The following is a 21,014-nucleotide window of genomic DNA, read 5'->3' as shown; positions in this document are numbered from 1 at the left end:
ACCTCCTAATTTACAGCGTCTTTGAAGACATTCTTTTGTTTAGCTTCTTTGGTCTTTGTTAAATCAGCATCTGTAAAGCCCCAGAGATATACACAGACAAAGGAAACAACGATAGTAACAGCACTAGCAATCACGAATGCCCAAATATTGTTAGGATTTGTCTTGGAGAAGAATGATGGGAAACCAATCAATGAACCAGTAAATCCAAACATATCGATCTTCATTAATCCAGCGATAAAGCCACCAATGGCACCACCGATATTAGACATCCAGAAAACCCGGCCGTATTTCAAGTTAATACCATACATAGCAGGTTCTGTAACGCCGGCATAACCTGATAAAGCACCGGCTAATGACAAACCTTTAACAGAAGCGTTCTTTGTTTTAGCCCAAACAGCTAAAGCACCAGTACCTTGAGCAATCATAGTAAAGTTGATCAAACCATTTAGAACTGAGTGTCCAGTCATAGCGATATCGTTTGAAACGATCGGAACGACCATCCAGTGCAAACCAAAGATAACAAGTACTTGATACAAACCACCGATAACAAGGCCGGCGATAGCTTCGTTAGCTGTTACCAAGAGGTTAATAATTGCAGCTAATCCACTAGAAATCAAGGAGATAACTGGTCCCATGATAACTAGGACAGCAGCAGAAACAATAAATAACGTAAATAATGGTTGGAAAATAGAACGTAAACTTAATGGCAAAACTTTCTTGAGCCAATTACCAACTGGTCTAGCTAACCAAGCAGCGAAGATAATTGGGAAGATTGAATAAGTGTACTGTGGGATGTGAATTGGAATACCGAAGAATTCAGCATTCAAAGGAATTCCTAACAAAGTAGACATCCCTTTAGTAGGTGCTGCCCACAAAGCAGCAATCGTAGGGTGAACTAATACACCGGCAATTGCAGCCACAACAATTGGATCAGATTTCAATTGTTTAGCAGCCGTGTAACCTACTAAAATTGGTAAGAAGTAAAAAGCGGAATCGCCCATTGCGTTAATAATGATATAAGTTGTCGATTTCGTATCGATCAAATGTAAGTTAAAAGTAAATAAAGTCAAAAATCCTTTTAGAATACCAGATGCAGCCAACAATCCGATTATTGGAATCATTGAACCAGTAATTGTTCCGATTAGAAGCTGGAAGCCTTTAGAAATCCAGCCCCAAAGGTTAGTTGGTTTTTGTGGTGCTTTTGCCTTAGTTTCATCAACCGCTGATTCGGTCGCGTCTTCGTCGGCAAATTCTGAACCAAGTTGAGCAATAACTTGATCATAAACATCAGTTACTGCCGGTCCAATAACGACTTGGTATTGATCCAAACCGGCATTGTACAAAGCTCCAGCTACCCCATCGAGGGCAGTGATCTTTTCAGTTTGAGCTTTCTTTTCATCTTTCAAATAAAATCTTAAACGTGAGATACAATGAATAACTTTATGAATATTCTCTGGCCCACCGACATACTTAATAATTTCTGATGCGAGGGCTGAATAATCTTTAGTTTTTGACATAGTTTTCAATCCCTTTCGTTTTCACTAATAATAGTGACCCCATTTATTGTTGGTTAATGATGACGTCTAGCAAACTCAATACTACTGAATTTGTCTGCCCGATGCCTTGACTCGGTGTACGATAAAATTCGACTATCAGTCAAATGAGTCTCACTTCTGACCACCACAATCGGCGTCGTCTGTTCGATTTCCAACTGGTTACAATCCTCATACTCAGCGTGTTCAACCGTCAAATGTTTAACTGCATAATCAATCGTCAAGCCCAAGTTTTTTTCGAAATAATTGAAGAGTGAATTCTGTGCTTCATCCAGCGGAATATCCTTTGCTATCTCTTCATTAACGTAATCATAATCAAGGATGGTTGGTATTCCATTGACGATCCGTTCACGCACAATTAATTCGGCGTAAATTTTCGGTGATCCAAAAAGTAAGTTCTCTGGTACTAAAACGTGTTTCTCAACTTTGACAATCTTATTTTTTGAATCAAGTCCGTTTTCTTTGACGATTTCTTTGTAGCTCTTAATTGATGATACTGGGAACGAATAACGCTTAGTACTCAAAACGAGACTTCCCTTGCCCCGAATCGTTTGAATGTAACCTTCATCTGCTAATAACTGCATGGCCTTTCGCACTGTTTCCCGGGATACTTGATAGCGCATGACCAATTGTTGATTACTAGGAAGAAGTTTTCCTGACTGATATTTTTTTGTTTGAATACCACTTAACAAATCGTGGTAAATCACCAAGTACTTTTTCATCTTGACCTCCAACAACTTTAGGTTAGCACAAATAAAAACCGCTTACATTACCGTTCTGTCAACTTTTGTTGAAAAAACTAGACAAGTTGAAGCAAAACCCGAACTAACCAATGAACTAAAACTAGACAAGTTTTTTACGATTATTTTTTTGCCTTTATAAATATATAATATTTAATTTACAATTTTTAAATTATTTGAATTTTATACAAATAAAAACCGTATCAACAGATAATTGTTGATACGGTTTTTGACTAATACTTTGTAAAGAAGTAAGTTATTTAATTTCTGTATAGCTTTCTCTGACTGTGAATAATGAATCAATTGATTCATTTAATTCTGTCATTCTGATTGCATCGCCTACTAAATCTGTTACTGAAAGGATCTTTAACTTAGCAAACTTGCAATCATCTGGTACGACGATTGAATCGGAAACTAAAACTTCCATTAGGTCGGAATCTTCTAATTTCTTGGCAGCATCTTTAGAGAAAATTGGATGTGTGGCTACGGCTGAAATTGTCTTTGCGCCGGCCACTTTTACGGCTTCGGCAGAATTGATCATTCTTGTTCCGGTATCAATCAAATCATCGACGATAACACATTGTTTACCATCAACGTCACCGATGATATCAGGAATAACGTCATCATCTTCAGTTGATCTTTGGTCAACGATAGCGATTTGTGAACCGAATACTTCAGCTAAGGCACGAGCACGTTTAGTTGAATTGTGGTCTGGTGCTACGAAGACGAAATCATCAGGATTTTTGATCTTCTTTTCAAAATAACTTGCGAAAATTGGCATTGCACGTAAGTGATCAACTGGGATATCGAAGAATCCTTGGATTTGGTCAGCATGCATATCGAGTGCAATCACACGATCGACTTTACCTAATTCCAACATATTAGCAAATAACTTGGCTGAGATAGGTTCTCTTGAACGAGACTTTCTATCTGAACGAGTATATGCAAAGTATGGCAATACACAAGTGATATTTTGTGCACTGGCACGTCTAAGAGCATCTACAGCAATCATCAATTCCATGAAATTGTCATTAACAGGATCTGAAACTGAGTGAATGATATAAACGTCTTTCCCACGAATACTTTCATTGATTTGAATGTTAATTTCACCATCACTAAAGTGTGAAACTGATGCATCCAATAATGGAATACCCATGTAGTCAGAAATTCTCTTAGCCAATGGTTTATTACCATTTAAAGAAAGCAAAGCAACGTTATCTAATGTACTATTAGACATATTTGTCCTCCAAAAATTATATAAGTACTGGTCTACCAACAGGTTTACTCTCGTCTGCAATAACTAAGCCCATGTCATTTTCTGACAATGTATTGTTCTTATTGCGCATGCCCGATTGTGAAACTATTGTAAACTTATACTTTAATTTTACACTCAATTGGAGATAATTATCCAGTAAATATGAATCTATTTTGCCATTTAAATACAAATGATAATCTGGATATTTCTTCATAACTCCCTCAACCGTTTTCACATTGTCAGGATTTTTTATCTGGGCAACAGTTAAAGCGATTGCAACCCTCTCAGCAAAGTTTCCTAGAAACTTCTTTTTCTCATCAGGCTTTAATTGTGGCTTACCAAAAATATTCTTTTTAATGTAGTCTTCAACGTTTGTCATGTCTACCCTCCATATGTTCTTACTAAAACTTGATTAGTGATGCCGTCTTCCACAACAGCTCTGGGAAACGCTGGAACGCTGTGGACGCAACTTGAAGCCAATTCCAAAAACGGGAATTGTCTCCAAGATTGGTCTTTTGGTAAGTGCTAAAGCACTAACCAAAATTTCACAGCTGAGCATTTCCCAGAGCTGTTGCTCCAGACTAGATAAGTTATTTCATTTTTTATCCCATTAAATTCAAAAATAATGAAAGAATTTTATCAATATAACTTCCCCGTTTTAACCCTAATAACCAAACCACAGTAAGAATCTCCATATGTCATAGTATAGCCGAGACAGTGGATTTATAAAAGTTGTTAATATGGATATTTGTTTCTTAATTACACTTCACAATTGTATAATGGGCGTAAAGAAAGGATGTGCTAATTATGGATGAAATGGTATTTTTTAATCCTGGCGATGCGATAGCCAATTCAAAGGATTTTGGCGAAGCAGTCCGTGGGGCACAAATTTACAAAGCGAAAGATCCTTATGAATCATCTTTGATCATCGCTGAGGATGTAAGCGATGATAAGTCTTTTGTAGTTTATTTTGCTAAAGATGAGAAGTCTGACGTTAAGGATAGTGATAAGAGCGTTATACCTTATCATTTGAAGAAAAAAATATAGAGCGTGGAACAGGGGCGGTCAGCTCCCGGAGGATAACGTAATTTCACGAATTGCACACTGGTTTTTGCGGGTGATTTGTGAAATTTTGTTATCTCGGAGGGAGTTGCCCCTGTGGAACGCATTTTGGAGAGCGTGGAGCAGGCCGGTTAGGACTCGGCAGATAGCCTAACTTCACGAATTACTCGCGCACCTTGCGAGTGATTTGGGAAGTGTAGCTATATGTCGAGTCCTGGCCTGCGCAACGCGTTTAAACTGCATAGAATCTCCCCAAAAAATCCTTGACTCTATTTCTCACAACCAATGTAAATTCAACATAACAAAAAATTTACACAACTTTACAATTATAACCTTCTCAAAATGACACTATGTGACGCCTACCCCATTAAAATAGACTTATAAAACAAATGGAGGAATCGTCTAATGCAAAAACTTTATGTCGGTACAAAATCAAATCGTGAATTACAACTTATCCAAGCCCTCGATTTTGCCAAACCTGGTGACACTATCGTCTTGATGCCTGGTAATTATTTCACACCTAGCGAACCTAATATTTTTGAAATTGAAAAAGACGTTACTATCGTGGGTAAAACTTATGATTGTGACGATGTAAAAATATTTGGCTCGTTTTTCATCAAAAAAGGTGCTTCTTTGACGATTGAAAATCTGACTGTCGACTATACTCGCGATAAATTCAATACCGTAATGATGTACGACAACGATCACTTCACCGCTAAAAATGTTCACATCAAACATTCCGTCGATGATAGTTGGAATCCGATTTATGCACAAAATTCCACATTATCACTGACTAATTCAACGATTTCTTCTTGTAACAATGAAACACAATCTTTAAACGTCGAAAATTGTCAATTGTATCTTGAAAATAATTGGATGGATGCCATTTATTTGAAATCTTCCCAATGTTTAATCAAAGACACTACTGTCAATGTGTCTGTAACACTCGATTACGTTTCAACTCTTGATTTCGTCAATTTGCACGTCAATGCATCTAATTCATTGGATCGTGATGAATTTTATGTATTTGATGATTCACGTGTCGTAGGTAAAAATCTATATTTTTCGTCTAAAAAACCACATATCTGTGTCTGTCAAAGTTCCTTCACCAATGACGTTTTCATTGATGGCTTGGAAAAAGTCACTTGGCATTTTGATGAACAATCGAATGTCAAAGCCGATGATGTCACACCTTTCACAAATGGCTTAGATATGTAAAAAAAGAACTTCAATAATCAATGATTATTGAAGCTCTTTTTTTGCCCATTTATCTAGAAAAGCCACTTGTTCTCTAGTATGGAACCAGTGTTCACCCTTTGCCATAACTGTTAACTTGGAAGAATGTTCACTGACAAATTTATTAACTGTTTCAATCGAAGTGTGGTCGTCTTTTTCACCATAGAGAATACTCGTTGGTACTTGCCAATTAATGGGATGTTCGCGAACGAATTGTAAATATTGCCACGAAACTTCCTTACCAGTTTTCAAAATAATTTTGGATTCTTTTTGTAATTGCGTTTCCGAAATATTTTCTGCTTGTAAGGAATCGGTGATCGACTTCTCCATGTCTAGGATTGGCGAGATGAATAGGGCTTTTTTTAGCGGTTTATCTTGCAGTGCCACCATCCCGAAATAAGTTCCGATACTGTTTGTTATTAAGCTAATTAATTCATAGTCGCGTGACAGGCGTTCATAATCTTCCCGGATCAATTTTTCCACAACCCAAGGCAAGTATTCTTGATAATCGACACCAAAAGCATCATATTCTGGACAATCCATTCCAAAACGTCGAGCTTCTGCCGCACTGCCACCTTTGCCGTGGACGTACAAAATTGCTTTTTTCACGCTGCCACCTACTCCGTTATGTAATCCAAAAGTCGATTCAAAATCAGTTCATTTTCCGCTGGCACTGGCGAATTGAGGATATCTTCCTTAGTCTGATTCAACACCGAGCCTTTAATATAAGGAAAGTCATTAACGACTATTTCTCGAACATTATCAGCTTTTGGCTCTAGATGAAACTGCAGTCCAACCATCCGGTGGTTCAGAACAAAGCCTTGATTCTTCACTTTGTCGCTGGAAAAAAGCAATTGCGCCTCATCCGGTAATTCAAACATTTCCTCGTGCCAATGTAAGACAGTTGTCTTTTCAGGCAAACCAAAAATTTCTTCAGTTTGTCGATAAACTGGTGCCCAACCGACTTCCTTAGCTGGTGATTTAGTGATTTTTTTACCGAGTGCTTTAGCGATTTGTTGCGCACCAAAACAAACTCCAAAAATCGGTTTATTTTGTTTAATCAATTCTAAAATCAATTGACGTTCTTGACTGATCCAATCCAAATCATCATTTGGACTCATTGGTCCACCTAAGACAACCAACATGTCAGTTTCAGCTGCAGTTGGTAGATAACCATATTGATAGGGATGATAAATATACATTTGATGTCCATGATTTTGCGACCAATCCTGAATCATTCCTGGCCCCTCATTAGGAGTATGTTGCAACACATTTATACGCATAGTTTTCCTTTCCACATCAACGGCAATGTTTAGTGGGGTTCGCCTGCAAATCCCCAAGATGAGAATATTATAACATGATGGTTTTGTTTCAACGCCAATTTGAGATTTCGATAATATTTTTGATTTTTATTTTCGTATCTCTTGTAATGACATATTGTGTCGTGGCTAAGTGATATTCTTTAGTCATAAAATGATAAGGGGGATTTTTTTATGAACCGTGGAAAAGTATTAGAGAAACTTGATGAAATAGATAAAGAATTTGAATACAAAGGAAAAAAACTATCAATTGATAATTTCAGTTCTTTCTTAGTAGTCACTAGAGGGCTGCCATCAAACGAAGAAATAGAACATTTTGTATCTGAACATCCTAATGATCATGGTTTAAAAGATTTAACTGATCATTTTCAAACTAATTTAACATTTGATAAATCATTTATAAACCCCAAAAATAACGAAAAAGAGTTTAATAACCGATTCATGTTTATTGGATTAAACGTCGCTGCCCGTTCTACTGACAAGGGCAAAGATGGTAAAGGGGATTCATTAGAAAATTGGCAGAACTTCCATGATCCTGACAAAAATCCAGAAATGCAAAATAATATGAGAAAGCTATATATTCAGACGAATGACAAATTATTCAAAGGATGCTACATAACTGATGCTATTAAAAAGGCAGTCGCAAGTAATTCTGGAAAAATCGATAGTGAATATTTCCTATCATCTGAAAAATTGCGATTTTCACAAAATGATTACGATGTTTATACAGGAAAAGCTACAGCAGAGCAAAAATCAATTGTCACAGAGCTTGATAAGAAACGTATAAAGTCGTATCGAGAAAAGGATTTTAACTCATCACATCCAAAATCAGAAAAAGTAAATCCTACTAAACAATTATATTTTTCCGATGATGATGCATATAATGCCCTTCAAGAAAATAAAAAAACATTTTTCAAATCAGCATATACTCTACTAGAAGAAATGAAAGCCGTTCAGCCTAGACACTTATTAGTCTTCGGCCCATCCGCTAATCATGCCCTACAAAAAATGAAAGATCTACAAATATTTAGAGATAGCAATAAATGCTCCACTCTGATTGATGATGCTACAATTATTAAACATTATGCTGGAACCGACGATAAAGCCGACGCTTGGTTCAAAAATCAACCTTCTATCGCAGCACTACATAATATTAGAGATGATAAGGCCTTCACTAAGTATGATGAATATATTTAATTGATAATATTTGACACATCTAAATAATATTATTATTTCATTCGAAACAAAAAGTTGTACTAATGGAAACTCTCCTTTAGTACAACTTTTTTGATGTTCATAATTAATTGATATATAGAATAAAATTTGTTATCTAGTCTGAAACATAAGCTCTGCGATGTCAGGTTCCAAATTTTTGTTGGTACTTTAGCAGTTCTCGTTCTAGTTTGGTTATAAAAGATACAGGAAGTCTTTATTAATGAGATTTCCGTTAGTAGTGACTTCTTCTTTTTAACATTTTTACAGTAAACAGATAAAAAAATAAAACTGGAGATTTAGTCTGGAGCACAAGCCCTGTGATGGCTCAGCCGCCAAATTTTTTGTTGGTGCTAAAGCACCAACAAAAAGGCTAATCTTTGAGATTTTTCCGAACTTGAAAAAACTCAAAGTTACGCCGGCAGCGTTCCAGTCCATCACAGAGCTTGTGCGGAAGACGGCAATTTACCACTAACCTAATCTTCATACAATTTCAAAGCTCGATGCAATTGATCTTTAACTGCCTCAACCAAAGTAGGCGGATAAAGCACTTTAATATGCTCTCCTTGACTAAAGAGCCACAACAAAGCACCTTCAGAAAAAATCTCCCCTTCAATTTGGACACTATTGTCAGGAAATACTTTGGTAACTCTCGATCCTGGTAATTTGTCCAAAGCAGTTTGTGGATAATACCAGTATCTAAATTTGTAATGAACATCATTTCCCATTTTCAACAAGAAAGTTTTCTTTAACATTTCCCCTTCGTCGACTTTCTTATCAAATGGTAAATGAATTTGTTTTCGTTTCTCCACAACTGGAAAATTAAAGCGATCGACTCGAAAGACTCTTGGATTCTCAGCCTTACTATCATCGGTATCTAAATACACCATTACATAATAATAACTTCTATCAAAATACATATTGATTGGAATGCCAGTGAACTCTTCATTTGGATCACTATCAGTTCTGCTACTGTTATAAGTGTATGTGATAGCTTTTTGATTAAGTATCCACTTAGAAAATTTTCCAATCCGTTCCAACATATCATCTGGACTTTTCACAGGATAATACTTATTGACGGTGGTCGTCGTCAAACGTTGAATCTGCTTTTTTTGACCGCTATTCACTAATTCGAAAATCTTTTCTCTGATTGCATTCAACTCGGATTGACTGAACGCTCTAGTTCCAATGATCATCTTTAAAATGGCTACGGCTACCGAAATGGAAACTTTACTCTCTGTTTCAATGCGGTGGGTCTTATCTTCGCTGTCAAAAATAATTGACCATTCTGGAACATTTTGTTTTAATGATTCTTAAATCATTTTGAATCGCTTTTATACCAACATTGTAGTATTTACTAGCAGATTCAGTATTGATCCTTTCACCAAAATACATTCTAAAGAATAAATCCATGATTCGTGTTCGACTGTCAATTCGGTCTTTTTTATTCGTATCGCTCATATATTCCCCTCCCCTTGCAGATAATATCATTATATTATTTACTGATAGCAATTAATAATACGAACTGATTGCTTTTTGCATGAGGTTGAGATAGAGCTTTTACTTAAGAAATATAACTCTCTTCTTCTGAATTGAGACGACTACGCCAATAATCATTAGGTACAACGATCTCTTTGCCCAAATTTTTAATACTCTTAATTTTTTCAATTTGATATGACATATCTTTATATTCGTCATCAACGTACATCAGAACATAAAAGGTTCCCTTCTCAGAAAAAACTGATAGTGGAACACCTTTATTTGTCCCGCCATTATATGTGAATTCAAGTGTCTGATAATTGATGATTCCGTTCAATAATTGTTGTAATCTTTCAAATGCGTCTTCTTTATGAAGCGTCGGTTCATAATTTTTATATGCACTCAACAACAATGCATTCAGAGACTTTCTTTGATCAGACGCTACCAACTGAATAACGCTTTTTTGAATCAAACTGAATTCATCACTACTGATTCGCACATTATTATCCAACAACGACAGTAACATTCTCAACGCATCTGGAGAAGTCAAAATACCTTCATCAAACAATTGGTAATCATTATTTTGACTGTCATATTTGATAAAAAAACGAGAATTTCCAACATCTTTATCATCCAAGGAATGCTTAATAGCACTAATATCACGTAAAATAGTCCGTTTTGAAACTCCATATTTGTCTGCTTCAGCTTTGACACTGATTTTTTCCCCCGAAACCATTCTGATTGCTTCAGCCAATACGCGTTCCTGACTGTTCATATCCTTGCTACTAGTCATTTCAATCCCCCCTAACGCATTCAAGATAGCATCGGGTCATGTCACAATATGACGTTTTGAGAGGTTTGAAAAATTTATTTCAATTTTTTTTGAAAGCAAACAATATCACTAAATGCTATTCTTGATTAGGTTACTTATTAAGGCGTTCCAGTCCATCACAGGGATTGTGCGGAAGGCGGCAATTTACGCCACAATAAAAAATAGCCGAGCTCTTCACTCGACTACTGTAATTGATCTTTTTCCTTTCGAGAGCTATCCCGAATTGCTTTGTAAACTTTCATTCTAGCGACACCGACATCACGAACATTCTCCATCGCAAAACGTTTAGTAATGCTGTCTTTGCGGGAAATATAGTGATAAAGCGGCACGCTATCTAAGTAAAATTCTCTTGAAACTGTCGCATATTCAACGTTGAAAACTTGGTCTTCCATTAAATCTAAATCAGTTTGAAAACTCAAATTGTTATCAATGATAATTGAACGGATATAAGCTTTGTTCCATGTGTAACCCATAACAGTTCCGGTCATTTTAATGATCTGTTTGATTGCTTCGTCCCGACCGACAATTGACGTTTGATTCGGAGCTAATTTATTCTTTACTTTACCATTTTCGCCTTCATTAAAGAAACCGCAGGTAACCATATCGACATCATAGTCCGCAAATTTTCTTAAGAAGTGCTCCACGTAATCAGGCTCCACCCAATCATCTCCGTCGATGAAAGTTACGAATTCACCGGTCGCATATTTTAACCCGGTGTTACGAGCATTGGAAACGCCTAAATTTTGTTTGTGACAAATAACTGAGATCCAATCATACTTCTGTTCATATAAACGAATTATCTTCTGAGTTTGATCGGTTGAGCAATCGTCGACTATGATTAAATTAAAGTCATGATTCGTCTGAGCAATCACTGATTCAATCGAGCTAGAAATGTAGCCAGCAACGTTATAAGCTGTCATAATAATTGAAAGTTTATTTTTTACCATAATTCACCTTAATAACATTTTACTTCTAATGACCTAAAATAAGCAACGACAGGGGAGGATAAATAATGCAACGTATATTAAATCTAGAAGGTGCTATCAACTTACGTGAACTTGGCGGATATCCCACTAAGGATGGTACGACAATTAAATATAATAAACTCCTTCGTTCAGGAGATATTAGTAATTTAACAAATAAGTCTTTAAAGTACCTTAAAAACTATGGGTTAAAATTTGTCGTGGACTTCCGTTCAGAAAACGAGCAACAAATGTGGTCTGATGTGAACTCGGATTTCTACCGCGTCTACTCGGACCCAGTCTATCCATTGACCGGTAATGGTGATAAGTTAGCCAACGCTATTAACCATGGCGATTATTCGTATTTAGGCTTAATTTATCAAAGTGTCGTCCTCGACAAACATGGTCAAGCTGCTTACAAGATGCTCTTTGACTTGATGCTTGAAAATGACCAAGACCACCAATCTCTACTATTTCACTGTGCCGCTGGAAAAGACCGGACTGGTATCGGAGCTTTGTTAATACTGAAAGCTTTAGGTGTCGATGACGAAACTATCACCAAAGACTATTTATTAACTAATTTGATGTACTTGAATCGCGCTGAAATCGAAAAAACTTTAAACGCCAAGACTGGTGATGCTGACATCAACAAGATGAATATGACTAAAGGTGATCTTGAAAGTATCACTTCTATTTTCAAAGCTATCGAGCATTATTATGGAAGCTTTGAAAATTATTTGGACAAAGCTCTGGGTATTGATCACGATAAGTTGTTGCGTCTCAAAGAACTTTATACTGAGTAACAATTTAATAAATATCAAATTATATCAAACTAAGTTGGCAGAATTGATAATGGATTCGTTATAATACTTTGTGGGAAGACGAACCTCACCTTACAACATTACAAACCAGCAGTCTGCGTCTTCCTAAACAATCCATACTTATTTTGACTGATACAAAACCGACTATCGTTTTCCTCATACGCCATGTATGAGGTTTTTTTATTTTCTGAAAATTTAGAGATTTTTCATATAATCTCCGACTTGCCAAGTCAACATTCCTTTATATTGACCACCGAGATTTCTTTGGTATTGGCGCAACAGGATTCCGGTATCTTCAGTCCAATCGTCAGAAATATTGATTGCTTGATTTTCTTCATAAAAGTTAACATCCGAAAGAATATCGACTGTTTCATCCCCAAGCGCTTGCTCACCATTTTCACCAATATACGTCAAATCTCCATCAAAAATCGTTCCGTTAGAATTGACCAAATCACTGGCCGCCACACTCAAAGTCCAAGGATTACGCAAACTGTTGACGATAACATCATAATCACTGACACGATTTAAAATATCATCTTCATTATAACTAGTGATCGTCTCAAATTCTAAACTGTCACTGACTTCTAAGTTCAATAAACGGTTCGGAATCACATTGATGGTGAAAGTGATTGGGTTGGACCTTATTAAATCCCCATCACGCACCGTAATGGTCACAACTTGCTTAGTTCCTTCCTGGAAGATTTCCCAAAATTCATCCTCGATAATTTCTTTTAACGGAATATTAAATTCCCCAGTAACCGCATCAACGGTACTTGTCAGTGAATAAGTTTTATCTTGTCCTGTGATGGCTATTTCGTAAGTAAACTGATCATCCGCTTGAATTGGATGGTCTTGAGTATAACTCAAGGTCGTCGGCAAACTGAGCTCTGATTCTTGTTCAAACGGCAAATTGATTTCGCCGCCGCCTGCCAAATTCAATTGCCATGATTTCTTATTGCCAATGATAAATTCTGGCGTATTGGTTGAAGCAATCGCATTGGAACCTGTGAAGACGGCTGGTTGCTCATCGACTGTGATATCGGCATCGGTTTCATTGATAGCTGTTCCATAAATTTTTACATTAGCGTAACCGTTAGTATTTCCATTCAGATTACCCAGAGGTTTTTGAATCGGTGTTGAAAGTGGATTAGGAAAATAATCAAATGCATTATTAACAGTCTCAATAGAACCGTTTTCGTATTCTATTACTGCCGTTGTCTCACCATCTTTGGTATAGGTCACGTGTTCTGGCAAATCAATTTTTCCGACAATATCTTGCCAGTTTTCACGCCCGCGAACGAACTCTACCCGATAATTTAATTCTAAATTAGAACCGTGCGGAACGTATTTATCTTGTTCTGTAACAGTTTTTCCATTATCAAGATTCTTAATCGTGACTTCTGCTTGTCCAGTTGCCATGGCCGGGATCGATTCGAAAACCACCATCTTACTGTTAACTTCGTCTGTGTGACCGTTAGCTCCAGTGAAGCCCCACAAAATTTTCCCATCAGCTCCGGCGTTAAAGATATCAGGGTTAACGATAATTTCTTTGTCGATTCGTTTGAAATCACGGTCGGTCGTATTCAGATTTTCTTCCCCATTAACTTTCTTATCATTGTAAGAATATTTAATTGTGGCTTTATCGTCGTAATCATGAGGGATCCATTCAAAAGTAATGTGGTGCCAAAGAATCGAATCGCCATTCTCGTCATAATCATTGATCAGTTGTGCTTTAGCTGAATTAATATGGAAAATTGACGGTGCCTGCTCATACCCTTTCCATTGACTAGCGTTATCCCCATCACGAATTGGATATTTATAATAACTGTCAATAATTCCTGGATAAGTTAAAGCAATATGTCCATAAGTTCCACTGGCACCTAAATAAGTATCATCTGGGAACACTGCTGGTGCTGACACGGCCGCAGTGTTGACCGTATCGTAACCATTCAACGAGTAATATCCGGTACCAGCTCCTAAAACGAGGCTTTCGCTCATCGTAATTGGATAACCGGTTCTTCCGTTAGTGAAATTAGCTGGATCAGAAGGAGTTCCGTTGACATCGCTTCGTTGGGTATCAAATTCTAAAGCCATACTATTTTTGATAGCCGTATTCAAAATCCAATCAGTTGAAGGTGGTGTTCTGTCAATAGGATATCCTGCAACAAAACCAGATTTATGTCGATCATAACCATAAACTCCTAAGCCTTGTAATCCCATACCAATAGCTCGAGTTTTCCGATTATCATTTTGTAAAACTAGCGCCATTCCGTGACCATTATAAAGTTCATCACTTCTATCCGGACCAAAATAAAGCCAAGCTGAAATTGTTTGGCGTTCATTGATATTTATATAATTGAGATTATCTTGATTTCCCCAAAGGGCCCCTAATGTCCCTTTTACATCGTTACCTTCACCATCAGTCAAGATCAAGACATCCCCATTGCCACCAACTTTAGCTGAGTTTGTGGTGAATGGAAAATCCTTAACATAGCTAAAACTATCTTTGACAAAATAGTCCTGAATATTCAATCCCCCAGGATGATCGGCAATCGCGGAAGTATCATAATCAGTTAAAGCAAATGCCGGTTTGGATGTAAAGATAGAAATCGAAAAAAGAGCAATCATCAGCATCAAGGTCTGAATAATTCCCCTAACAGGCCTTTTCATAAAATTGTCCTCCTTCAATTGACATTTATTGTCATAGTATATAAACAATTATATCAATTAATGATAGTAATCTCATCAATAATGTTAGCGCTCGCATTTTTTCTTATGTCTAGCATTCCTTTCTTTTCAAGGTTACAATGTCAGTTGGCTTTTAGGTGTCCATTGCAATGGACATACTATTACAAAATATAGCTTTTAAAGTCCCTATAATAAAAGACAGGAAGGAGGAATATCATGGATCCACTCGCAAAAAAGATAATTCTTTATCTTTCAAATAATGTCGGATATATCAAATCCGCCGACCTAGCTAAAGAACTTAACGTATCGACCAAAACAATTTATCGTACTGTTAAGAAGATTAATTCTGATAAAGAAATAATCACTTCACGACGCGGTTTAGGTTATGCAATCAACCAAGTTCAAGATTCTGATATTGCCGACAATTTTGATGACATAAACGAGAATAAAAAAAGGACCTATGCAATTGGAGTCTACGTTCTCTTTAACCAACCCATTGGACCAAAGTTCTTCAATACAGCGGATAAATTCTATTTATCTGAATCTGCTTTGAACAAAGAAATTCAAAAAATCAATTCTATTCTGACGAAATTCAAAATCAAGATTACTAGAAAAAATGGTCATTTGACTGTACTTGGTAATGAAGTTGGCATACGGCAAGCTTTAAATTTTCTTTTAATTCGAAAGGGTGCCGTTTCCGAAGGTTTTACTTCAGTATCGGAAATCTTTCCTTCAATAAATGAAAATGATAGAAGTTTTCTAATAACACAATTAACGTTGATTCAAGATGAATTAAATGTTGTTTTGGTCGATCCGTATACTTTAAATATTTTTTCACATTTATATATTTTAATGGGACGTATTAGATCATCGGCTCATACTAATCAGCCAAAGGAAATCGACGAATCAGATGTTAAATATGACCAGTTTTACGAAACGGCTAGATTAATAATTGAAAATATTTCCAGATACACAAACAGAACTATAAATGCTAGTGAAATTATTTATTTATCACAATATTTGCTTTCGCTTCGATATATGCACAGTAATGACATTCAACAAATAAATAACGCTGCACCGACAACTAAATTTGAAAAACCCGTTCTAGATTTTGCTACAAATATTATTAATAACTATCCTTTTAAAAAACCAATTAATAAGCAAAACTTACTAACGGATTTATGTGCACACATAAAACCAATGTTGAATCGATTAAAATCAAGTCTAGTCGTTGTGAATCCTCTAGTTGAGGAAATAAAAGATAGTTACAGTAAAGAATTTTTACAGACAAGGAAAATTGTTGATAATTACACTTCTAGAAAATACAGAATGAATCTTTCAGATGATGAGGTTAGTTTCATTACTCTTTACGTTGTTAAGGCTATTGAAGAAAGCGCTAAAACAAATAAAGTTTTATTGATGTGTACCACGGGTATTGGAACTGCACAATTATTAAGAACAAAATTACTTAATGCAATTCCTAATATGAATATAACTGATGTTATTTCTTCTTATAGTTATCGAGAGAATATGGAAAAATACAATCAGGAAGCAGATTTAATCATCAGTACCGTTGCAATTCCTGAACAAAGTAAAGTTCCAATTGTTGTTGTAAGTCCCCTTCTGAACGAATTGGATTTACAGCGAGTTAAATCATTTTTAAATGTTTAAATTTAATTTTTTATTTCTTAATAATGTATCTTCAAAAGAAGAAGTGAATATGCTCGTCAGTCGTCAAATTGAGAAAGATTATGGTATTCCTACTACTGCTGTACTAAAAAAAATACAAGCGCGTGAAGCTTTGGGATCAGTTCAAGTAAGCAAGAATTTCGATCTACCACATATTGAATACGACGGAAAAAATCAAGGAGTTTTTCTAACAAATTATTTTTTGCAAAAAAATTTATATTCGTCATTATTCTTGATTGTAAATCCTCAAGAAATAAATAAAGAATTAGAAAAATTTCTTAAAAACATCCTCAACGAAACTGGTCTTGAATCATTACGTAGATGTAAAAATTTAAATGAATTTAAAAAAATTATAGAGGGGGTATAAAAATTGTTCGATGAAAAAGTAGTTTTATTAGACATCAATCCTAAAGATAGTACTGAAGCACTATCCTTAGTAGCTGATAAATTAATTAAGAAGAAAATCGTTAAGCCATCATATAAAAGTGCCGTTATTGAACGTGAAAAGACTTTTCCAACTGGTCTAAATGCTCCTAGCTGCGGAATTGCAATACCACATACGGACGCGATTCATGTTAATAAGGCACAAATTGCGATTGCTAGACTAGCTAATCCTGTTAAATTTTTGCAGATGGGAGACGGAGCAGACGTACAAGCAAGGTTAATTTTTATGCTTGCACTAAAAGAACCACATGCTCAACTAGAAACATTACAGAAATTAATGGCTCTTATTCAAAATGAAAAAGCTGTTTCTGAATTATTATCAGCTCAAGATTCAGAAAGCATCATTAAAGTTTTAAAAGAAAACAATCTTTAATTTAGGGATTAAATATAAGGAGATGTCATCATGGCAATTATTCACTGGTTATTGAATGCTGGTCCAACAGTATTCTTACCAATTCTATTATTTGTTTTCGCGTTAATTTTAAGGATCAAACCTGGACGTGCTTTTAAAGCAGCCGTTACAGTTGGTATTGGATTCATTGGTTTAAATCTAGTTATTGGTTTACTTACTGATAGTCTTGGACCAGCAGCCCAAGCAATGGTTAAAAACTTCCATATGAGTTTGAATACCATTGATGTTGGTTGGCCTGCTGCTTCAGCCATTTCTTACGGAACTACTTTAGGTAGTTTAGCAATTCCTATCGGTGTTGCACTTAATGTCGTATTATTAGTTTTCGGATTGACAAAAACTCTAGATGTTGACTTATGGAACTACTGGCATATTGCTTTCACCGGTTCATTAGTTTATGCTGCAACAAACAATTTCGCCCTTGGTTTAGCTACTATGGTTGTTCACGCAATGTGGATTTACTTCTTAGCTGACCTAGCCGCACCCACAATTCAAAAGCATTATGGGTTAGCTGGTATTTCATTCCCACAAGGTGCTTCAGCCCCTGGATTCGTTCTCGCATTACCTATTAATTGGTTGCTAGATCGCATTCCCGGCGTTAAAAATATCCATTGGACACCCGAAACTATTCAAAAAAGACTCGGTATCTTTGGTGATTCAGCTATCATGGGTCTAATTATTGGTATCGTTATTGGTGCTTTAGCACAGTATAGCAGTACAAAGATTCTTAATTTAGGTATGTCAACAGCTGCAGTTCTAATTTTGATGCCTAAAATGGTTGCTTTATTGATGGAAGGTTTACAACCAATCTCTGAAGCCGCTAATGCATTGGTTCAAAAGAAGTTTCCTGGACGTAGTTTATATATTGGTATGGATTCAGCCCTAGCCGTTGGTCAAGAAGCTGTTTTGTCTGCATCACTTGTTTTAGTTCCACTTTCATTGCTAATCGCTGTTATTCTACCAGGAAATAAAGTTCTTCCCTTTGGCGATTTAGCAACAATTCCATTTATGGTTGCTGTTATGGCTGCCGTCTTTGGTGGTAACGTATTCAGAATTGTTATTGGTGGTATTATTGATATCGCCATTTCATTACTAATTGCTTCATGGGCCGCTCCAATGCTCACAATTACTGCAAAATCCGCTCATTTCGCTATGAAAGGTGCAACATCTATCTCAATCTTGTCAGATGGTGGTACTTGGACAACATTAATGATTGTCGGACTTGGTAAATTGATGACTTGGACAGGTATAATAGGATTAGGTATTATCGTTCTTGCCCTAATGATCTGGTTAAATAGATTTCACGACAAGAAAGTCACCGCAGAAAATAAATAAAAAGAGGTTTTAAAATATGGCAAAATCATTAATGGTTGTTTGTGGTACTGGTATCGCTACATCAACAGTCGCTACAGGAAAAATCAAATCATATCTTAACGAACAAGGTCTCGCATCAGACGTTCACTTACTTCAATCAAAAATTGCTGATGAGGTTAGTGCTATTGGAAATGGCGAGTACGACATTGTTGTTTCAACAACAATGGTTCCTAGTTCAATCCAAGACAAGGTTATCAATGGTGTTCCTTTACTTACAGGAATTGGTGCTGATAAGGTTCTTGAAGAAATCAAAAAACAAGTTGAAGCTTAACTTAGTTTTTAAGAGTTCAGAAACAGTAGTTTCTGAACTCTTTTGTTATATCCAATTACAAACATTTTAAGCAATCTTTAAAAATATTTTGTATAATTAAGTTTCGAATAAGCTTAATCAAACTATGACCTTTTTGTGAATTTTTACCAAATGTCTTCATATAGCCGAAAGTGTCTTGTATACTTATTTTGTCAACATAATGGAGGAATGCAAAAATGTTTTGTCCAAATTGTGGCCATAAAGTCGATCCCAATCAAAAATTTTGTGATAATTGCGGCTATGCCCTAAAGAAAAAACCAACTGAAACAAGCAAAACTGAAACTAATGAGAAAAAAGACGACGATACAATTCGTTCTTTGTCTGAAATTGAAAAAGAATTAAACCAAGAAGATCCTAACGCACATAAAGAGGAAAAGCCGGTTCTACAACAAGCACCCGCTCAAAAGCGTGAATTCGATCATACTAAGGCTGAGCAATCAGAACCTGAAATGAAGACCTTCAATCGATCTGATCGGTCATCATTCCAAAATAATAATAATAATCAAAATAATGATAAAGAAGAACCATTGGATGACCGGACTCAAGTCTATAACAAGAATGACTTTAATCCGATTTCACAAAAGCCTTATTCACAAAAATCTTATGAACAAAAACGTCAACATAAAATAGATGACACTTTTGATGATCCTATTAAAGACCCACTAGGTGATCCTTTCAAACCTACTCAAAGTGAGATTCGTGCTGCTAAAGCTAAGGCTGCTGCGGAACAAGTCGACCCTAATGATGGTTTTATTCACAATATGATTAAATTTGCTAAAAACAATGCTTTCATAAGTATTTTAGCGGTTATTATTGTGGCTGTATTATTAGTCTTCAAACGAAATTATGGCTTTATCGCCTTAGCTATCGTAGTTATTTTATGGTTCTTACTTTCACAATTAGGTCACGGTAATGAAACAGGTGCCAATAAAGCTTTGAAACATGAAACTTCATTAAAAAAGCCTGAGCATAAAAATACTGGTTCCGAAGATACTTACGAATCCGAAAGAAGAGAACCCCGTGATCATAAGATGACCGCTGCAGAACGTCTCAAACCTAACCACAAGACAACTGCTCAAAAAGTAATCATCTTCTCATCGATTATTGGATTTATTGCTTCTATCGGTGGACCATTCTTAAACGGTGTTTCACTGACAAGTACGATTTCAACCGCTGCTAACTACACTGCTAATATGGGAGCACAATCCGTCTGGATCACTAATGGATTCTCTGCCATTCGTTTGATTTGTTTCTTATCACCAATCATAGCTTTAATAGCTGCCTGCTTTAGAGCTCGTGGAACTATTCGTTTGGTTAGAATATTCACTGTTTTACCAACAATTTTGTACGCTGCACTTTACGGTGCTCTATATGCTGGTTTAGTTAACTCAACTGCCATTACCGGTCAAGTTGCTGTAACAACCAATGGTTCATTTGGTACTAGTTTCTATGTCTTATTAGTGACTTCTATCGTTTCTATGCTCATGGCATATTCATTACGTCCAAAAGTTAGATAGAATTATTAGTTTCAAATGAAATTTAAATATTTTTAAATTATAAAAACCGCAAAATGATTTGCGGTTTTTTTGTATCTTTTTATCAGAATATTAATCACATTTTAGAGCAAAA

21 protein-coding genes are annotated in these 21,014 nt (G+C 36.0%); 10 read left to right on the top strand and 11 right to left on the bottom strand.

Annotation, left to right across the window (positions count from 1 at the left end):
- Nucleotides 1–5: 5 nt before the first annotated feature.
- The 4 genes from U8521_RS08985 to U8521_RS08970 all read right to left on the bottom strand — a co-directional run bounded on the left by U8521_RS08985 (nucleotide 6) and on the right by U8521_RS08970 (nucleotide 3,927).
- Nucleotides 6–1,517, bottom strand: coding sequence for a PTS transporter subunit EIIC (locus U8521_RS08985; protein WP_334331886.1), 1,512 nt, complete (start codon nucleotides 1,515–1,517; stop codon nucleotides 6–8).
- A 53-nt stretch (nucleotides 1,518–1,570) separates the two neighbouring features.
- A complete protein-coding gene (treR, locus tag U8521_RS08980; RefSeq protein WP_334331887.1) occupies nucleotides 1,571–2,275 on the bottom strand; it encodes a trehalose operon repressor in 705 nt (234 codons plus the stop codon).
- Nucleotides 2,276–2,549: 274 nt separating this feature from the next.
- A complete protein-coding gene (locus U8521_RS08975; protein WP_334331888.1) occupies nucleotides 2,550–3,530 on the bottom strand; it encodes a ribose-phosphate diphosphokinase in 981 nt (326 codons plus the stop codon).
- A 16-nt stretch (nucleotides 3,531–3,546) separates the two neighbouring features.
- Nucleotides 3,547–3,927, bottom strand: a complete 381-nt coding sequence (locus U8521_RS08970) for a YueI family protein (protein ID WP_334331889.1) — start codon at nucleotides 3,925–3,927, stop codon at nucleotides 3,547–3,549.
- A gap of 428 nt (nucleotides 3,928–4,355) precedes the next feature.
- On the opposite strand from U8521_RS08970, the gene U8521_RS08965 reads away from it, so the two are divergent.
- Together U8521_RS08965 and U8521_RS08960 are read left to right on the top strand one after the other, a co-directional pair.
- Nucleotides 4,356–4,595, top strand: a complete 240-nt coding sequence (locus U8521_RS08965; RefSeq protein WP_334352483.1) for a hypothetical protein — start codon at nucleotides 4,356–4,358, stop codon at nucleotides 4,593–4,595.
- Between the two features lie 420 nt (nucleotides 4,596–5,015).
- Nucleotides 5,016–5,828: a right-handed parallel beta-helix repeat-containing protein gene (locus tag U8521_RS08960; RefSeq protein WP_334352482.1), complete on the top strand. Its 813-nt coding sequence runs from the start codon at nucleotides 5,016–5,018 to the stop codon at nucleotides 5,826–5,828.
- Nucleotides 5,829–5,852: 24 nt separating this feature from the next.
- On the opposite strand, the gene U8521_RS08955 is transcribed toward U8521_RS08960, so the two are convergent.
- Both U8521_RS08955 and U8521_RS08950 read right to left on the bottom strand, forming a co-directional pair.
- Complete coding sequence (locus U8521_RS08955) at nucleotides 5,853–6,455, bottom strand: alpha/beta hydrolase (protein ID WP_334352481.1); 603 nt, start codon at nucleotides 6,453–6,455, stop codon at nucleotides 5,853–5,855.
- An 8-nt stretch (nucleotides 6,456–6,463) separates the two neighbouring features.
- Nucleotides 6,464–7,129, bottom strand: a complete 666-nt coding sequence (locus U8521_RS08950; protein ID WP_334352480.1) for a type 1 glutamine amidotransferase — start codon at nucleotides 7,127–7,129, stop codon at nucleotides 6,464–6,466.
- 210 nt (nucleotides 7,130–7,339) lie between these two features.
- Here U8521_RS08950 and U8521_RS08945 point away from each other — a divergent pair, with 210 nt between their 5' ends.
- The gene (locus tag U8521_RS08945) at nucleotides 7,340–8,362 is read left to right on the top strand and encodes a hypothetical protein (RefSeq protein ID WP_334352479.1); all 1,023 of its coding nucleotides are present in this window, start codon (nucleotides 7,340–7,342) and stop codon (nucleotides 8,360–8,362) included.
- A 491-nt stretch (nucleotides 8,363–8,853) separates the two neighbouring features.
- Here U8521_RS08945 and U8521_RS08940 read toward each other — a convergent pair whose 3' ends face one another.
- The 4 genes from U8521_RS08940 to U8521_RS08925 form a co-directional block, all read right to left on the bottom strand.
- Nucleotides 8,854–9,573, bottom strand: a complete 720-nt coding sequence (locus tag U8521_RS08940) for a helix-turn-helix transcriptional regulator (protein ID WP_334352478.1) — start codon at nucleotides 9,571–9,573, stop codon at nucleotides 8,854–8,856.
- Between the two features lie 73 nt (nucleotides 9,574–9,646).
- Nucleotides 9,647–9,838 carry a hypothetical protein gene (locus U8521_RS08935; protein WP_334352477.1) on the bottom strand — a complete coding sequence of 64 codons (192 nt, stop codon included), beginning with the start codon at nucleotides 9,836–9,838 and terminating at the stop codon, nucleotides 9,647–9,649.
- Between the two features lie 103 nt (nucleotides 9,839–9,941).
- Nucleotides 9,942–10,649, bottom strand: coding sequence for a hypothetical protein (locus U8521_RS08930; protein ID WP_334352476.1), 708 nt, complete (start codon nucleotides 10,647–10,649; stop codon nucleotides 9,942–9,944).
- Nucleotides 10,650–10,870: 221 nt separating this feature from the next.
- Nucleotides 10,871–11,635: a glycosyltransferase family 2 protein gene (locus U8521_RS08925; protein WP_334331896.1), complete on the bottom strand. Its 765-nt coding sequence runs from the start codon at nucleotides 11,633–11,635 to the stop codon at nucleotides 10,871–10,873.
- Nucleotides 11,636–11,700: 65 nt separating this feature from the next.
- Between U8521_RS08925 and U8521_RS08920 the strand changes: the two genes are divergently transcribed.
- On the top strand, nucleotides 11,701–12,453 hold the full coding sequence (locus U8521_RS08920) for a tyrosine-protein phosphatase (protein WP_334331897.1): 753 nt from the start codon (nucleotides 11,701–11,703) through the stop codon (nucleotides 12,451–12,453).
- A gap of 213 nt (nucleotides 12,454–12,666) precedes the next feature.
- Here the strand turns inward: U8521_RS08920 and U8521_RS08915 are convergent, their stop codons facing one another.
- Complete coding sequence (locus U8521_RS08915; protein WP_334352475.1) at nucleotides 12,667–15,141, bottom strand: hypothetical protein; 2,475 nt, start codon at nucleotides 15,139–15,141, stop codon at nucleotides 12,667–12,669.
- Between the two features lie 234 nt (nucleotides 15,142–15,375).
- Between U8521_RS08915 and U8521_RS08910 the strand changes: the two genes are divergently transcribed.
- From U8521_RS08910 to U8521_RS08885, 6 genes are all read left to right on the top strand, one after another.
- Complete coding sequence (locus U8521_RS08910; protein WP_334352474.1) at nucleotides 15,376–16,830, top strand: BglG family transcription antiterminator; 1,455 nt, start codon at nucleotides 15,376–15,378, stop codon at nucleotides 16,828–16,830.
- Nucleotides 16,823–17,215: a PTS sugar transporter subunit IIA gene (locus U8521_RS08905; protein ID WP_334352473.1), complete on the top strand. Its 393-nt coding sequence runs from the start codon at nucleotides 16,823–16,825 to the stop codon at nucleotides 17,213–17,215. Before U8521_RS08910 ends, U8521_RS08905 begins: the two co-directional genes overlap by 8 nt.
- Nucleotides 17,216–17,218: 3 nt before the next feature.
- Nucleotides 17,219–17,665: a PTS sugar transporter subunit IIA gene (locus tag U8521_RS08900; protein ID WP_334352472.1), complete on the top strand. Its 447-nt coding sequence runs from the start codon at nucleotides 17,219–17,221 to the stop codon at nucleotides 17,663–17,665.
- Between the two features lie 30 nt (nucleotides 17,666–17,695).
- Nucleotides 17,696–19,036 (top strand): PTS galactitol transporter subunit IIC, encoded by a 1,341-nt coding sequence (locus U8521_RS08895; protein WP_334352471.1) that lies wholly within the window; start codon nucleotides 17,696–17,698, stop codon nucleotides 19,034–19,036.
- 16 nt (nucleotides 19,037–19,052) lie between these two features.
- Complete coding sequence (locus tag U8521_RS08890) at nucleotides 19,053–19,346, top strand: PTS sugar transporter subunit IIB (RefSeq protein ID WP_334352470.1); 294 nt, start codon at nucleotides 19,053–19,055, stop codon at nucleotides 19,344–19,346.
- A 215-nt stretch (nucleotides 19,347–19,561) separates the two neighbouring features.
- Nucleotides 19,562–20,902, top strand: a complete 1,341-nt coding sequence (locus U8521_RS08885; protein ID WP_334331900.1) for a zinc-ribbon domain-containing protein — start codon at nucleotides 19,562–19,564, stop codon at nucleotides 20,900–20,902.
- Nucleotides 20,903–21,014 lie beyond the last annotated feature (112 nt).

Origin of the sequence: Companilactobacillus miaonis, assembly GCF_036913615.1 — a bacterium.
Lineage (GTDB): Bacteria > Bacillota > Bacilli > Lactobacillales > Lactobacillaceae > Companilactobacillus.
The sequence above is the reverse complement of the archived record's forward strand: the minus strand, read 5'-3'. Positions and strand labels throughout refer to the sequence as shown.

Bases quoted from the DNA above. Each gene is read 5' to 3' on its own strand.
- U8521_RS08935 (WP_334352477.1), bottom strand. From the start codon at position 9,838: ATGAGCGATACGAATAAAAAAGACCGAATTGACAGTCGAACACGAATC.
- U8521_RS08970 (WP_334331889.1), bottom strand. From the start codon at position 3,927: ATGACAAACGTTGAAGACTACATTAAAAAGAATATTTTTGGTAAGCCA.
- U8521_RS08950 (WP_334352480.1), bottom strand. From the start codon at position 7,129: ATGCGTATAAATGTGTTGCAACATACTCCTAATGAGGGGCCAGGAATG.
- U8521_RS08930 (WP_334352476.1), bottom strand. From the start codon at position 10,649: ATGACTAGTAGCAAGGATATGAACAGTCAGGAACGCGTATTGGCTGAA.
- U8521_RS08920 (WP_334331897.1), top strand. From the start codon at position 11,701: ATGCAACGTATATTAAATCTAGAAGGTGCTATCAACTTACGTGAACTT.
- U8521_RS08915 (WP_334352475.1), bottom strand. From the start codon at position 15,141: ATGAAAAGGCCTGTTAGGGGAATTATTCAGACCTTGATGCTGATGATT.
- U8521_RS08985 (WP_334331886.1), bottom strand. From the start codon at position 1,517: ATGTCAAAAACTAAAGATTATTCAGCCCTCGCATCAGAAATTATTAAG.
- U8521_RS08905 (WP_334352473.1), top strand. From the start codon at position 16,823: ATGTTTAAATTTAATTTTTTATTTCTTAATAATGTATCTTCAAAAGAA.
- U8521_RS08890 (WP_334352470.1), top strand. From the start codon at position 19,053: ATGGCAAAATCATTAATGGTTGTTTGTGGTACTGGTATCGCTACATCA.
- U8521_RS08945 (WP_334352479.1), top strand. From the start codon at position 7,340: ATGAACCGTGGAAAAGTATTAGAGAAACTTGATGAAATAGATAAAGAA.
- U8521_RS08910 (WP_334352474.1), top strand. From the start codon at position 15,376: ATGGATCCACTCGCAAAAAAGATAATTCTTTATCTTTCAAATAATGTC.
- treR (WP_334331887.1), bottom strand. From the start codon at position 2,275: ATGAAAAAGTACTTGGTGATTTACCACGATTTGTTAAGTGGTATTCAA.
- U8521_RS08895 (WP_334352471.1), top strand. From the start codon at position 17,696: ATGGCAATTATTCACTGGTTATTGAATGCTGGTCCAACAGTATTCTTA.
- U8521_RS08925 (WP_334331896.1), bottom strand. From the start codon at position 11,635: ATGGTAAAAAATAAACTTTCAATTATTATGACAGCTTATAACGTTGCT.
- U8521_RS08975 (WP_334331888.1), bottom strand. From the start codon at position 3,530: ATGTCTAATAGTACATTAGATAACGTTGCTTTGCTTTCTTTAAATGGT.
- U8521_RS08940 (WP_334352478.1), bottom strand. From the start codon at position 9,573: ATGATCATTGGAACTAGAGCGTTCAGTCAATCCGAGTTGAATGCAATC.
- U8521_RS08885 (WP_334331900.1), top strand. From the start codon at position 19,562: ATGTTTTGTCCAAATTGTGGCCATAAAGTCGATCCCAATCAAAAATTT.
- U8521_RS08965 (WP_334352483.1), top strand. From the start codon at position 4,356: ATGGATGAAATGGTATTTTTTAATCCTGGCGATGCGATAGCCAATTCA.
- U8521_RS08960 (WP_334352482.1), top strand. From the start codon at position 5,016: ATGCAAAAACTTTATGTCGGTACAAAATCAAATCGTGAATTACAACTT.